General features: G+C 71.8%; 12 protein-coding genes. 6 read left to right on the forward strand and 6 right to left on the reverse strand.

Going from position 1 to position 12,965, the window contains the following annotated elements:
- Window positions 1–52: 52 nt before the first annotated feature.
- Complete coding sequence (locus ACWD12_RS07490; RefSeq protein ID WP_450098730.1) at window positions 53–1,267, reverse strand: hypothetical protein; 1,215 nt, start codon at window positions 1,265–1,267, stop codon at window positions 53–55.
- A 347-nt stretch (window positions 1,268–1,614) separates the two neighbouring features.
- Here ACWD12_RS07490 and ACWD12_RS07495 point away from each other — a divergent pair, with 347 nt between their 5' ends.
- The 4 genes from ACWD12_RS07495 (at window position 1,615) to ACWD12_RS07510 (ending at window position 8,243) form a co-directional block, all read left to right on the forward strand.
- Window positions 1,615–3,348 carry a SpoIIE family protein phosphatase gene (locus ACWD12_RS07495; RefSeq protein ID WP_450098731.1) on the forward strand — a complete coding sequence of 578 codons (1,734 nt, stop codon included), beginning with the start codon at window positions 1,615–1,617 and terminating at the stop codon, window positions 3,346–3,348.
- 356 nt (window positions 3,349–3,704) lie between these two features.
- A complete protein-coding gene (locus ACWD12_RS07500) occupies window positions 3,705–5,717 on the forward strand; it encodes an ABC transporter ATP-binding protein (protein ID WP_358353625.1) in 2,013 nt (670 codons plus the stop codon).
- Window positions 5,718–6,018: 301 nt separating this feature from the next.
- The gene (locus ACWD12_RS07505) at window positions 6,019–6,855 is read left to right on the forward strand and encodes an alpha/beta hydrolase family protein (protein ID WP_450098732.1); all 837 of its coding nucleotides are present in this window, start codon (window positions 6,019–6,021) and stop codon (window positions 6,853–6,855) included.
- A 191-nt stretch (window positions 6,856–7,046) separates the two neighbouring features.
- Window positions 7,047–8,243 (forward strand): serine hydrolase domain-containing protein, encoded by a 1,197-nt coding sequence (locus tag ACWD12_RS07510; protein WP_450098733.1) that lies wholly within the window; start codon window positions 7,047–7,049, stop codon window positions 8,241–8,243.
- 176 nt (window positions 8,244–8,419) lie between these two features.
- On the opposite strand, the gene ACWD12_RS07515 is transcribed toward ACWD12_RS07510, so the two are convergent.
- From ACWD12_RS07515 to ACWD12_RS07525, 3 genes are all read right to left on the reverse strand, one after another.
- Window positions 8,420–8,923, reverse strand: coding sequence for a hypothetical protein (locus tag ACWD12_RS07515; protein WP_450098734.1), 504 nt, complete (start codon window positions 8,921–8,923; stop codon window positions 8,420–8,422).
- A 21-nt stretch (window positions 8,924–8,944) separates the two neighbouring features.
- Entirely contained in the window at window positions 8,945–9,070 is a 126-nt protein-coding gene (locus ACWD12_RS07520; RefSeq protein WP_450098735.1) for a hypothetical protein, read from the reverse strand.
- A gap of 72 nt (window positions 9,071–9,142) precedes the next feature.
- Window positions 9,143–9,796 (reverse strand): TetR/AcrR family transcriptional regulator, encoded by a 654-nt coding sequence (locus ACWD12_RS07525; protein ID WP_358353632.1) that lies wholly within the window; start codon window positions 9,794–9,796, stop codon window positions 9,143–9,145.
- 141 nt (window positions 9,797–9,937) lie between these two features.
- Here ACWD12_RS07525 and ACWD12_RS07530 point away from each other — a divergent pair, with 141 nt between their 5' ends.
- A complete protein-coding gene (locus ACWD12_RS07530) occupies window positions 9,938–10,327 on the forward strand; it encodes a Dabb family protein (RefSeq protein WP_450098736.1) in 390 nt (129 codons plus the stop codon).
- Here the strand turns inward: ACWD12_RS07530 and ACWD12_RS07535 are convergent.
- Entirely contained in the window at window positions 10,324–11,049 is a 726-nt protein-coding gene (locus tag ACWD12_RS07535; RefSeq protein WP_450098737.1) for a TetR/AcrR family transcriptional regulator, read from the reverse strand. The two genes, ACWD12_RS07530 and ACWD12_RS07535, sit on opposite strands and share 4 nt — an antisense overlap.
- 94 nt (window positions 11,050–11,143) lie before the next feature.
- Here ACWD12_RS07535 and ACWD12_RS07540 point away from each other — a divergent pair, with 94 nt between their 5' ends.
- Window positions 11,144–12,172 carry an alpha/beta fold hydrolase gene (locus ACWD12_RS07540; protein ID WP_450098738.1) on the forward strand — a complete coding sequence of 343 codons (1,029 nt, stop codon included), beginning with the start codon at window positions 11,144–11,146 and terminating at the stop codon, window positions 12,170–12,172.
- A 156-nt stretch (window positions 12,173–12,328) separates the two neighbouring features.
- Here the strand turns inward: ACWD12_RS07540 and ACWD12_RS07545 are convergent, their stop codons facing one another.
- Window positions 12,329–12,856, reverse strand: coding sequence for a helix-turn-helix domain-containing protein (locus ACWD12_RS07545; protein WP_450098769.1), 528 nt, complete (start codon window positions 12,854–12,856; stop codon window positions 12,329–12,331).
- Window positions 12,857–12,965: the final 109 nt, after the last annotated feature.

Genomic DNA, 12,965 nt, shown 5'->3' on the forward strand with positions numbered 1-12,965 from the left:
GCAGAACTGGAACGCGTTCCAGTAAGCCGGGCCGCACTCGGGCCGTCGGGCGTTACAGGCGCGGCTTGTCGAAGAAGTCGCCCGAGGTCACGTACTCGTAGAAGTCGCTGATGCCGCGACCGGTCAGCGAACGCGGTTCGAAGCCGTCGAAGTACGTCAGCGGCACGTGCACGGTCAGCAGCAGCGCCACCACGACGACCCCGAACTGCACGGACTTCAATCCGACCTGGTAATCGCCGAACCAGAACCAGAGGATGACGAAGAAATTGACGATCAGCAGGAAGGCCCAGCGCTCGCGGTCCCATCCCGCAAACGTCGCCATGGCCGGGGCGAGCGCGGCGAGCACCGACATGACCAGCAGCTTCGCCGGGCGGTCGCCCGCCCGCGCGAACAGGAGCAGCGCGACGCCGATCAAGACGATCAGCGGCAGCAGATAGAGGAAGACCTCTTTCTGCGAGTACATCTTCCAACTGTCCTCCTGCGTGCGCGAGAACAGTTCGAGCGCGTCCGGGCGTACCGGGAAGTGCGCCTCTTCCAGCTTGCGCTGGAGCGCGAGCGAGGTACCGGACGAGGTGGGCTTCGCGGTCAGGATGAGCAGCCCCGTGGCACACGCCGGGACCGCGGCCACGATCGTGCGGGACAGCGGCAGCACGCGCAGGCACGCGACGAAGAACAGCGGCAGCACGGTCAGCGCGGTGATCTCGTGCACGCACATCGCCAGGACCATCATCAGCGCCGCGGGGATCCACCAGCCCCTGCCCAGCATCCACAGCGCGCCGAACAGCAGCAGGTACAGGACCTGGTCGAAGTAGCCGACCTCGTGGAACAGGTAGCCGCCGGTCGGCAGCAGGAAGAACGCCAGAATCAGGAAGCGACGTGCCGGCAGCCGCGTCACGACGGCCTGGTACACCAGCACCGCCAGCAGGCCGGCGAGGATCAGGAACGAGAGCAGCGCGTACATGCGGTAGTGGTAGCCGGCCCCGTCCGCGATCGGGTCCATCAGCGTGCCGACCAGGAACCGGCGGTGGAAGCCGTCCTGGAACGAGACCGACTGCAACGTCGCCGACCAGGCGTTGGGCATCCGTATGCCGGTGTACGCCGCGACCAGCACGCACGCGAGCGCGGCCGCCGTCATCGCCCAGATGTGCCGCCGTCCGAGTGGTCCCTCCGCCTCCGCGGGCGGCGCCCCGTCCGGCCCGCCGGACCGGGTGGCCGTCGTCTCGTCGTCGCTCGTTGCCGAGCGGGTTCGGCGAAGCACCAGGGACACGAATTGACCTCGAATCAGGCGACCTGTCGGGGAGCGAGCGCATGTGCGTCCAGCCCCCGGCACAATAACGTCCCCGCAGCTCGGCGCGATGTCGCGCGGCCGCACAGCGAACGCCCCGGTTCGCCGGATGGACGCGGCACACAACTCTATCCGCTGATCACGGACCGGGCGGACGCCGCGGGGCGCACGGGCGCGTGGCGGCACGCCCGTTGGGAGGCAGGCGCGCGAGGGAGGACCAGAACGCGTACGCCCATCTGGGTGGGAGCACGTGCGCCCCGGCGCGGTAGGGCGCACGATGGACTCCGGGCACCCGTCCCCAAGTCGGTCGCGCCCGGGGAAGGACGCCTGTGACTTCGGGTGCGCAGCCGTGGGTCGACCAGCAGATCCTGGCACTCCTGCTCGACGGCACGGCGGCCGGAGTCGGGATCCTGGACCTGGACCTGAAGTACGCGTTCGTCAATCCCGCCCTCGCCCGCATGAACGGCGTGCCCGCCGAGGCCCACATCGGCAGGACCATCGCGGAAGTGCTGCCCGGGCTCGACGCGGGCGAGGAGGAACTGCGCGCCCTCCTGGTCGACGGCCGCCCCCGCGAGATCACCACGAGCGGCCAGACGCACGCCGACTCGCCGCACCCCACGCGCTACTGGTACGGCGTCTACCACCGCCTGGAACACGATGGCCGGGTCCGCGGTGTCGCGGCGGTCGTCGTCGAGGTGAGCGAGGCGCAGCACGAGCACCACGAGCTGATCAGAGCCCGCGAACGCCTGGAGATCTTCGACGCGGCCATGCAGCGCATCGGCACGACGCTCGACATGGACACCACGTGCGTCGAACTCGCCGATTTCGCGCTGCCGCTGCTGGGCGACATGGTCGCCGTCGACGTGTTCCCCAAGGGGCATGCGGAGATCGGACGCGGAGTCGTACACGGGACGCTGCGCATGCACCGCGCGGCGCTGGCCTACGTGCCGGCGCTCCAGTCGGTGGCCGACGTCGTGCACCCGCCCGGGCGGCCCATCGACTACCAGGAGGGTTCGGCCGTCCACCGGGGGCTGGCCTCGGGGGCGCCGGTGATGGACAACTTCGCGTCCCACGAGTCGATGCGCCGGCACGCGCCGAACGCCGAACGCCTCGCCCCCTACCTGGCCGCCGGAGTGCACTCCGGCCTCCTCGTGCCGCTGTCCGCGCGCGGCCACGCGATCGGGACGCTGACCGTGCTGCGCGCGGGCGACTCCCCCGGGTTCTCGGCGCAGGACGTCGTGGCCGCGCGCGAGCTGGCCGGACGCGCCGCGGTCGCCCTCGACAGCGCCGTGCACTACACACACGAGCACGCGGTCGCCCTCGAACTCCAGCAGGCCCTGCTGAACGAGCCGCGCGGCCCGCACCCCGACGTCGAGATCGCCTCGCGCTACCGGCCCGCCGGGGCGTCCGTGCTGGTCGGCGGCGACTGGTTCGACGCGATCCCGCTGCCGGGCGGGCGCACACTCCAGGTGATGGGCGACGTCATGGGCCACGGCGTCGAGGCGGCGGTGGCGATGAGCCACTACCGCTCGATGCTCCGCGCGCTGGCCGCGGCGCACCTGCCGCCGCACACCATCCTGGACCGGCTCGACGAGATGATCGCGGCCGCCGGGTTCGAACGCGCGGCGACCTGCCTGCTGGCGATCGTCGATCCGGCGGCGGGTGCGTGCACGCTGGCCAACGCGGGGCACCTCCCGCCGGCGGCGATCCTGGAGCAGGGCGTACGCCTGCTCGACGTCCCCGCCGGGCCGCCCCTGGGCACCGGCGTGGGCGGCTACGAGTCCATGGTGATCCCGTCGTGGCCGGGCCCGGTCCTCCTGCTCTACACCGACGGCCTGGTCGAACGGCGCGGCGAGGACATCGACGCGTCGCTGGCCCGCCTCACCGCCCTGCGCCTCCCGCGCGACGCGTCGCTCGATGTGCTCGTGGACACGATCCTCGACGAACTCGGTTCCGGCGCCGAGGACGACATCGCCCTGATGGCGTCCCGCATCCGCCCCGAGGCGTGGCCGCCGGACCGCCCTCTTCCGCCGCGCCGCAACCCGAAGCCCGGCACCGCCTGACGGGCGGGTGCGTTCACCGGTCGGGGGCCGTCAGGGTCCTCAGGCCGTCCGGGCGCCTGGCCTCGCCGGGGCTGCCGGGAGCGCCTCGGCCGCCGACCGCCGGGCCTCGAACCTCCGGCGTGGCCTGTGCGCGCCGCCGCGGTCCCCACGCGGCCCGCTCCTCCGGAACGCCCGCTTCCCCTGACCGTCGCCAACTCCCTTGCCCGGCCGTGTGCTTCGCGCGCCCCCCGGAAACGGCTTGGCGGGAGCGCCCCGGCCCCGCAAGACTCGTCTACTCAACTTTCATATGCGATCACAAGGGTCGTTTGGGGGGTGATCGGGTGAGTTTCGTTTCCGACAAAAGCCGCGGTCGAGGCATGCCCTGGCGTGGTCGACGCCGCCGGGACCGGGCGGCCGAAGCCATCGCGGCAGGCGTCGCGTCAGGCCAGGAACTCTTCGGCGGCAACCTTGAGATGGACCACGCGTACTACCGGCACAACACCGCCCACCTCGAACTCACGCTGCTCGACACGTTCCGCCAACTCCCGCGCCTGGTGGCGCAGTCCGTACGCCTCGCCTGGCAGGCGGACCGCTCGGCGATGCTCATGGTCGCCGCCGCGGAACTGGGGCAGGGCCTGACAAGCGCGTTCAGCCTGCTGGCCACCAACCAGGTCCTCGTCGGCCTCTTCGCCCAGGGCCCCACGCCCGACCGGGTACGCAACGCGCTCCCCGCGCTCGTCGCCGTCGCCATCTCGGGCGCTCTGACCGCGGTCCTGCATGCGGTCTCCACAGTCGCCGCGGGCCGCCTCGAACCGAAGGTCGAACGAGCCGCCGAGGTCACCCTGATGACCAAAGTGGCCCGCGTGGAGATGCGGACGCTCGAGGACGGCGACTTCAAACGCCTTCTGCAGTCCGCCGCTTGGGGCACCGACGCGTCCCGCCGGATGATCGGGCACAGCGTCGGCATCGTGAACGCGCTGATCTCGCTCGCCGCCGCCAGCGCGGTCCTCACCGTCCTGCACCCGATCCTGCTCCCCCTCCTGATCCTGATCACGCTCCCCCAGGCGTGGGGTGCCGTACGCGACGCCCGCCGCCGCTACCGCTCGACGCAGGCGTGGATCGACCACGGACGCCAGCAGTCCGAGCTGTCGTGGCACCTGAAGGACCGCAACTCCGCGCAGGAAGTCCGCGTGCACGGCGTCGGCGCGTACCTTTTGCACCACTACCGCCGGATGGCGGCCGCCCGCGAGGCAGAGGAGACGCGCCTCGCGCGGGCCGAGGCGGTCACCGGCCTGGCCTCGTCGTCGCTCTCCGGCCTGGCGTCACTTCTGACGTACGCGGTCCTCGGCTGGCTCGTGCTCTCGGGCCGCACCGACCTCGCCGCGTCGGGCACCGCCGTGCTCGCCATCCGCACCGGCACCGGCGGACTGTCGCGCCTGGTCACCGAGGTCCAGGCGACGTACCGGCAGAGCCTCTACCTCGCGGACTACGAACGCGCCTGCCACCTGTGCGACAAGCACGCGATCCCCGAAGGCGGCACCCCCGTCGAGGACTTCCCGGCGCGCATCACCGTCGAGAACGTCTCGTACACCTACCCGGACCGCGAGAAGCCGGCGATCGACGGCGTCTCCCTCACCCTGGACCGCGGCGAGATCATCGCCCTGGTCGGCGAGAACGGCTCCGGCAAGACCACCCTCGCCAAGCTCATCGCCGGGCTCTATCGTCCGGACGACGGCCGGATCCTGTGGGACGGCACCGACGACAACGACCTGAACCGCGACGACCTCTTCTCCCAAGTCGCCCTGGTGTCCCAGTCGTTCACCGAGTGGCCGTTCACGGCGGCGGCCAACATCACCATCGGCCGCCCCCGCACGTCGCCCGCGCAACCCGGCCGGCCGAAGCCGCGGCCGGGGTTCCCCGACGCCCGGCTGACGTCCGCAGCCGAGTACGCCGAAGCGGACAGCGTCATCGACGAACTCCCCAAGGGCTGGGGAACGTTGCTCGACCGCTCCTACGTCGGCGGGGTGGCCCTGTCCGGCGGCCAGTGGCAACGCCTCGTCCTCGCCCGGGCCCGCTACCGCGACGCGGCGCTCATCATCGCCGACGAACCCACCTCGGCCCTTGACGCGCGTTCCGAGATCGCCGCCTTCGCCAAGATCCGCTCACTGGCCGACGCGGGCCAGACCGTCATCCTGATCACCCACCGCCTGGCCAGCACCCGGCTGGCGGACAAGATCTACGTCCTCGACCACGGCCGCCTCATCGAACACGGCAACCACAGCACCCTGATGCACGCCAACGGCGCCTACGCCGACATGTACACCCTCCAGGCCGCCCAATACGCCACGCCCCCGGACGCGGAATCCGAGGCATCCCGGAATCTCCCGTGAACAAGCGTCCAGGAAGTCGGGCCATCGTCGAAAGCTTCTCGGGGAGAGCGAAGAGGTCGATCCGGCTCGCGCTCCGGGCCCGACCCGTCCGGGGCGGCTGTCGCAAGGTAGAGCAGGGCCGTCCTGAAACGGAAGGACAGCAGCCACCGCCCCTCCGCGCCGGCGGCAAGTCATGCGACGACCGGAAGTTGGTCCTCGACTCCAGGTGAGGGCACCGGCTGTTCCTTCCGCTCTCCTTTCAGGTCGGGGTGACGGCGTCTCTAGAGTGGCGCTGGATTGTCGGTGGACGTGGGGAGCGAGAGTGTTTGATCCGGTTGGAGAGGATCCGCCGCTGGGGCTGGCGCCGCCGGCTTGGGCAGGCGGCGTCGTACTGGAGAGCGCGGGCGTGCCGCTCGCGGGGATGCTGCATGTGCCCGGCGGGCCGGGGCCGCATCCGATTGTGGTGCTGTGCCACGGATTTCCGGGGAACGAGCGGAACTTCGACCTGGCGCACGCACTGAGCCGTGCGGGGTACGCGGCGCTGGTGTTCCACTATCGCGGCTCGTGGGGCATGGGCGGCACCTGGACGTGGCGGAACGTCCAGGAGGACGCGGCGAACGTGGTGGCCGCGGTGCGGGCGGCGGACTTCGCGGCCGAACACCGACTGGATGCGGGGCGGGTGGCACTGGTCGGGCACAGTCTCGGTGGGTTCACGGTGTTGCGGACCGCCGCGGCGGATCCGGCGGTACGGGCGGTCGCGGCGGTCGCGGCGTTCGACTTCGGGATCGTGCCGGCGGCGGTACGCGGCAACGCGCAGGCCCGGGCGATGCTGGTGGCGGCGTTCCAGGAGTCCGTGCTGCCGCTGTCCGGTACGAGCGGTGAGGCGCTGGTCGCGGAGTTGGAGGGGCTAGCGGAGGACTGGGGGCTGGCCTCGTTGGCGCCGCGGCTCGCGGGGCGTCCCGTGTTGCTGGTGGCGGCGGAGCGGGACACGGCCGCGGAGCCGGAGGCCCATCACGTACCGGTGGTGAAGGCGTACGAGGAGTTCCCGGTGGCGGGGCTCGAGCACCTGGTGATGCCGACCGACCACGGGTTCGCCGACCACCGGATCGCCTTGACGCGGGTGGTGATCGACTTCCTGGGTCGGAGTGTGCCGGTGTAGGCCCCTTGCCGGGGCAGGCTCAGGCAGCAGTTGCCCAGCGGCACGCGGCACGCGGCACGCGGCACGCGGCACGCGGCACGGCCGAACGACGGAATTTGGCCGTGTCGGGGGCCGCGTGTCCAGCCCTGGCCCCGGGCGTCTTCATGCTTCCGGTGATGCCTCACGTCACTGCCTCGTCGGAAGGGCGCCGGATGGGAATCGCCAAGCGGATCACCGCCAAGGGGGCGGCCGTCGCGCTCGTGACCGGGCTCGCCCTGTCGCCCGGCTCGGCGCAGGCCGGGCACGAGCACGGACCCGGGCACGCCCCGGAGCACGGCCCGGCGAAGGGCCGTGACGCGGAACTGCGGCGGGAATTGGCCGAGTTGACCGCGCTGCCGGACGGTCCGCCCGGAGTGATCGCGGTGCTGCGCGAGGACGGGCGGACGAAGGTCTACCAGGCCGGCGTCTCCGAGGTGGGCACGATGCGTCCGCCCACGCCGGACGACTTCATGCGGCTGGCCAGCGCCTCGAAGGCGTACAGCGGCGCGGTCGCGCTGTCGCTCGTCCGCTGCGGTCTCCTCGACCTCGACGACACGCTCGCGCGGCGGCTGCCGCAACTGCCGCCGGCCTGGGGCGCGGTCACTCTGCGGCAGTTGCTCAACCACACCAGCGGCCTGCCGGACTTCAGCGCGGCCCAGGCGTTCCGCGACATCATCATCGCCGACCCGCACCATGTGTTCGACTCGCAGCGCCTGCTCGACTTCGTGGCCGACAAGCCGCTCAACTTCCCGGCCGGGAGCCGGTACGAGTACTCCAACTCGGACAACATCGCCGTCGCGCTGATGGCCGAGGCGGCGACCGGACAGCGGTACGAGGACCTGCTCGCCTCACAGGTCCTCCGCCCCCTCGGCCTGGAGCGCACGAGTCTGCCGTCCGGGTTCGAGATGGGCGAGCCGTACATCCACGGCTATGTCGTGGATCCGCCCGACGCCCCCGAGGACGTCAGCGAACTCTTCGGCATGTCGGGCGTCTGGGCGTCCGGTGCGATCACGTCGACGCCGCGCGAGACCGGTGCGTTCATGCGCGCGTGGGCGAGCGGGCGGCTGTCCGGGCCCGAGGCGTACGCGCAGCAGACCACCTTTGTCGAAGGCGGCGCCTCCGAACCGGCCGGTCCCGGGCGCAATGACGCCGGTCTGGGCATGTTCCGCTACACGACCCGCTGCGGCGTCATGTACGGGCACACCGGCAACACCGCCGGGTACACCCAACTGGCCGCCTCCACGCCCGACGGCCGGCGCTCGCTGACCTTCTCCGTCAGCGTCCAGGTCAACAAGACCGCGAACCCGGTGCTGCTGGAGCGTCTGCGTTCCGTGCAGGAGGACTTCGTCTGCGCCCTGCTGCGCGACTGACACCGCACACGCCCCGGGTCCCCAAGCCGATCAGGTCGGAAGGCGCGCCAAGCCGCGCCCGCAGAGTGATCGGAGCCAGAGGAGTGTTGCGGGAAGGGGGGAAGTGCCGTCGGCGCCGCCGACCAAGCCCCTGCACCGTCGGCCCGTCGGCGGCGCCTACCCGTCGAGGACCGCCTTCACCTGGCGGCGGTGAACGTCAGCGTACGCAGGCACTCAGGTGCGCCTGGCCCCTCGACCCACCGGTTCGCGGCGACCGTGAGGCGGCCGTTCGCGTAGTGCCAGGCAAGGGCGCGCTCTTCATCGTTTTCGGCATCCTGCATGAAGCCGAGCGCCCACACGTCGCCGGGGCCGCGGGAGAGCAGTGCGGTCACGCCGGCCCGGAAGCTGTTCCCCTCGAACGGCAGGGCCACGTACTTCCACGCCGTCCCGTCGAAGTGCGCCAACGGCGGCGGCTCGAACATGTCGACGGTCCCGACCGCCCACATGTCGTTCGCGGTGAGGGCGTCGACTTCCTCCAGACGGCCGTAGTCCACACCCGGCGGCGCGGACGCGACCCCGGTCCGCCATACCCCGTTGGTGCCATGCGCGGTGACGAAACCCTCGAGCGCCGGGTCGAACGTCCCGACCGCGACACCGCCGCCGGACCCGACTGCGGCCACGTCGCGCAGTGACAGCCACATACCTGCGGCCTTGAGCGGTTCCTACCGCCACGTGCGGTTGCCGGGGTCCTGCGTGAAGATCGTGGGTGCGTAGCCGACGACTTCGCCGTTGTCCCGCATCCAGGTGCTGCCGACGGCCAAGGCGCCGCCGCGCCCGTCGTTCGCCACCAGGCCGTTGACGAGGGTGTCGCCCGGCTTGGTTCCGGGACTGTCCGATTCGCGCGCCGTCCCCGGGCGCGCTCACGTGTCGGGGGACTCCGCCGCCCCGGGCGCCGCGTATGCCCGCAGGAAGGTGTCCACGCCCGCGGCCGCGATCGCCCGGGTCTCGGCCGCCGCGACCTTGCGCGTACCCAGTCGCGAACGCGCGTCCAGGGGGCCGGTCAGCAAAGCGAGGAACTGCTCGGCGGCGCGCGCCGGATCGCAGGAGCGCAGACGGCCCGCCAGCGACAACCGCGCGAACCGGTCCGCGACGGCCTCGGCGATCTGGCACGATGTGCGCTCCTGGACGGTGTCGAGCAGTTCCGGGAACTGCCCGACCTGCCCGAACGTGAGCCGCCGCAGCGCCCGGGAGCGCTCGTCGCAGCACACCCGCAGCATGCGGAACGCCACGTCCTCCAGCGCCGCCCGCAGGTCGTCGCCGGGGTCCCGCAGGCGGTCGACGATCGCAAGGTTCTCCGCGGCCACCTCGTCGGCCGCGGCCGCCATCGCGTGCCGGAAGAGGTTCTCCTTGTCGTGGAGGTGGCTGTAGACGGTCGGCTTGGCCACTCCGGCCTCGTCGGCGATCTCCTGGACGCCCGCCCGCGCGTACCCCTGTCGGGCGAAGACCGTGAACGCCGCGGCCAGAATCGCCTCCCGCTTGTCGATTCGCCCCCGTGACACCGTCGTCTCCCGCATGGCGACAGCATAGCGCCCCGTCCTCCTGACTGAACGCACCGGTTCAATCTTCCGGTCGCACTTGACCAATGACCCGATGGGGCAGTCAAAATGAACCAACGCGTTCAATAGACGCGCCGAAGGCACCCGGGAGGGCAATCGATGATCGTCAACATCCTGCGTTTCGGCTTCAAGGACGGGACCCCGGCGGACGTGCGCGCCGACGTCCTGGCGGCGATGCGCCGTACCGCATCAGTCCCGTCGGTGTCGTTCGCGACCGTCGGCCGGGACCTGGGCGACCCGGCGGAGGGCTACACCCACGCGTACTGCGTGGGCGTCGAGGACCTGGCCGCACTGGAGGAGTACATGCACGACCCTGTGCACCTCGACGGCGACCCCGGGATTCTGCCCCATCTCGCCCGGCTCGCCCAGGTCCGCCTGTCCGACGACCCCGCGCCCGACCTGGGAGAAAGGATCCTGGCCATGCACCTCGCCAAAGTCGCCAAGTACCCCGACTGGGGCCTGCTCCTCGACGCCGTCCCCAACCACTAGGCGTTCGCACCGTCGCCGCGGTCGCCGGTGCCGTCCGGGCGCAGGAGGCCTTTGAGCACGCCGGTCACGATGCGCGCGAAGAGTCGGTCCACCGATTCCGAGTCCTGCCCTTGATCCGCGAACGCGGCGGCGAGATGGGGGTGTCGGCCCTCGGCGGCCACGTGCGTGAGGTAGGCCGCCTGGGCCCGCTGCCACTCCGGGATCGTCCGGCCGCCGCGGGCCTGGGCCACCTCGGTACGCGTGAGCGCCGACACGACCGCGCTCAGCACCGCGACGGCCTCCAGCTTGTCCCGGGTCGGCACGTCCAGCCCGGCGACGGCGCCCAGGGCGTGTTCGAGAAAGGCGACCGTGCTCGGCCCGAGGGGCGTCCGGGTCGCGGTCGCGTCGAGCAGCCACGTGTGTGCGAGGGTGATGCGGCGGCTTTCCCGGGCCAGGGCGAGGAGGTCGTCGAGCCAGGCGCCGGTGAGTTCCGGATACCGGATCTCGGCGTGCGCGCGGTCGACCATCAGTTCCACGAGTTCCTCGCGCGTGGCGATGTAGCGGTAAAGCGATGCCGGGCCCGCACCCAGGGCCTCGGCGACGGCCCGCATGGTGACGGCGGCGAGGCCCTGGGCGTCGGCGAGCGCGACCCCTGCCGCGGCCAGGGCGTCGCGGTCGTAGCCGGGTGCCGGGCCGCGCGAGGCGCGTTCCGGGCGGAGCCAGATGCTGTCGGTGGCGGCCACGGCACACGCCTCCTCTTTCTGCGAACGGTGTATGCAGTACGGTAGTGCCCACAAACTGCGAACAACGATCGCAGTTTTTTGAAAGGAGTACGCCATGACTGCCACGACCGGAGGTCTCCCCGAGCCGGGCATGGCCGCGCACGCAGGCACGGCCGGCAAGACCGCCGACGAAGAGCCCGGGAAGGGGGCGACCGCGCGGCGGCAGGCGACCCGCACCTGGTCGCCGACGCGGTACGCGCGCAACGGCGACGTCGACATCGCGTACGACCGCCTCGAGGGCTCCCGCGGAGAACCGCTGCTCCTCGTGATGGGGCTCGCCACCGCCCGCTTCTGGTGGCCCGACGGCTTGGGCGACGCATTCGCGGACGCCGGATTCGAGGTCGTCCGCTACGACCAGCGCGACGCTGGCGAGTCCACCCGGATGCCCGAGACGAAGACGGGCAATCCGTTCACGGCGCTGTTCGGCAGGCGCGGCGAGGCGTACACCTCGGAGGACATGACCGACGACGCCGTCGCCGTGATGGACGAACTCGGCTGGGAGCGGGCGCACATCTTCGGGCACTCGATGGGCGGACTCATCGCGCAGCGCGTCGGGTTGCGGCACCCCGACCGCGTGCTCAGCGTCACGTCGTCGGCCGCGCTGCCCAGCGACGTGGCCGGGCTGCGGGTGCTGCGCTACCTGCGCTTCGGCCTGCTGTCGAAGCTGGCCCGCACCAAGTTCCCCGAGGGCCGCGAAGGGGACATCGAGGCCTCGCTCGCGGTGTGGCGCGGCGTCGCGTCGCCGGGCTACCCGTTCGACGAGGAGGCCGCCCGGGCCTGGGTCGAGGCCGAGGTCGACAGCGGGCCGCGCGACAAGAAGGCGCAGAGCCGCCAGATCGGCGCCCAGTGGCACGGCGCCAGGCTTGCCGAACTGCGGCACCCGACGCTGGTGCTGCACGGCGAGGAGGACCCGATCCTCAAGGTGCGCGCGGCGCATGCCACCGCCAAGGCGGTCCGCGGCTCACGCCTGGTGACGTTCCCCGGCGTGGGGCACGACCTGCCCGCCGCGCTGTGGGACGACGTCGCGGCGGAGGTCGCGGCCGTCGCCGCTCTGGGCACCGGTTCCGGTTCCGGGGCCAGTTGAGGTGCCGGTTCCGGTGCCGTGCGAGCGCCCGGCCCTGAGGCTCTGAGGCGACGTTCGGCGACACCGCGGAAATCCGGGCCGGTCCGGGACCCCGCCCCGACGCACCGGACCGCGAGGGACCCGCCCGGACGGGCCCCGCCCTTACGCACCTGGCCCCTACGCGCCTGGCCCCGAGGTCTCCGCGTCCGGCGTCGGCGGGCTGATGATCCACAGGACCTCCGCGGTCCCCTCCCCCGCGTTGACCAGGCGGTGCAGTACGGAGGTCGCGTACTCCACGCTGTCCCCCTCCGCCAGCTCGTGCACCTCGTCGCCCAGGTACAGGCTCGCCCGCCCGCGCAGCACCAGGACGAGTTCCTGCGCGTCCCCGTGCGTGTACTGCTCCGCGCCCGTCGACCCGCCCGGCTCGAACTCCGCCGAGTACACCTCCAGATGCCGCAGCGGCGGCCTGGTGAGCATGAACTTCCGTGCCCCTGAACCGAGTCCGGCCTCGGGTCGGTCCTCGCGGCGCAAAACCCGGTGCGCGGTCGGCGCCCCGCTCTCGATCAGGTCCGCGACCGCCACGCCCAGCGCGGTCGCGAGGCGGCGCAGCGTCCCGACGCTGGCGTCGGTACGCCCGTTTTCGAGCTGGCTGAGGAAGCTCGCACTGACGTCCGCCGCCGCGCCGAGCTGACGGAGAGTACAAATTGTTCAGTGAGGCCTTTTCAGGTGGTCCCCTGACGGGTGAACCTGGCTGGTGGCGGGCCGCGGGTCCGTAACGGACGAGGCTCCTCGGGTGTTGCGGCTGGTGTCTGAA

It is taken from the genome of Streptodolium elevatio (genome assembly GCF_053592165.1).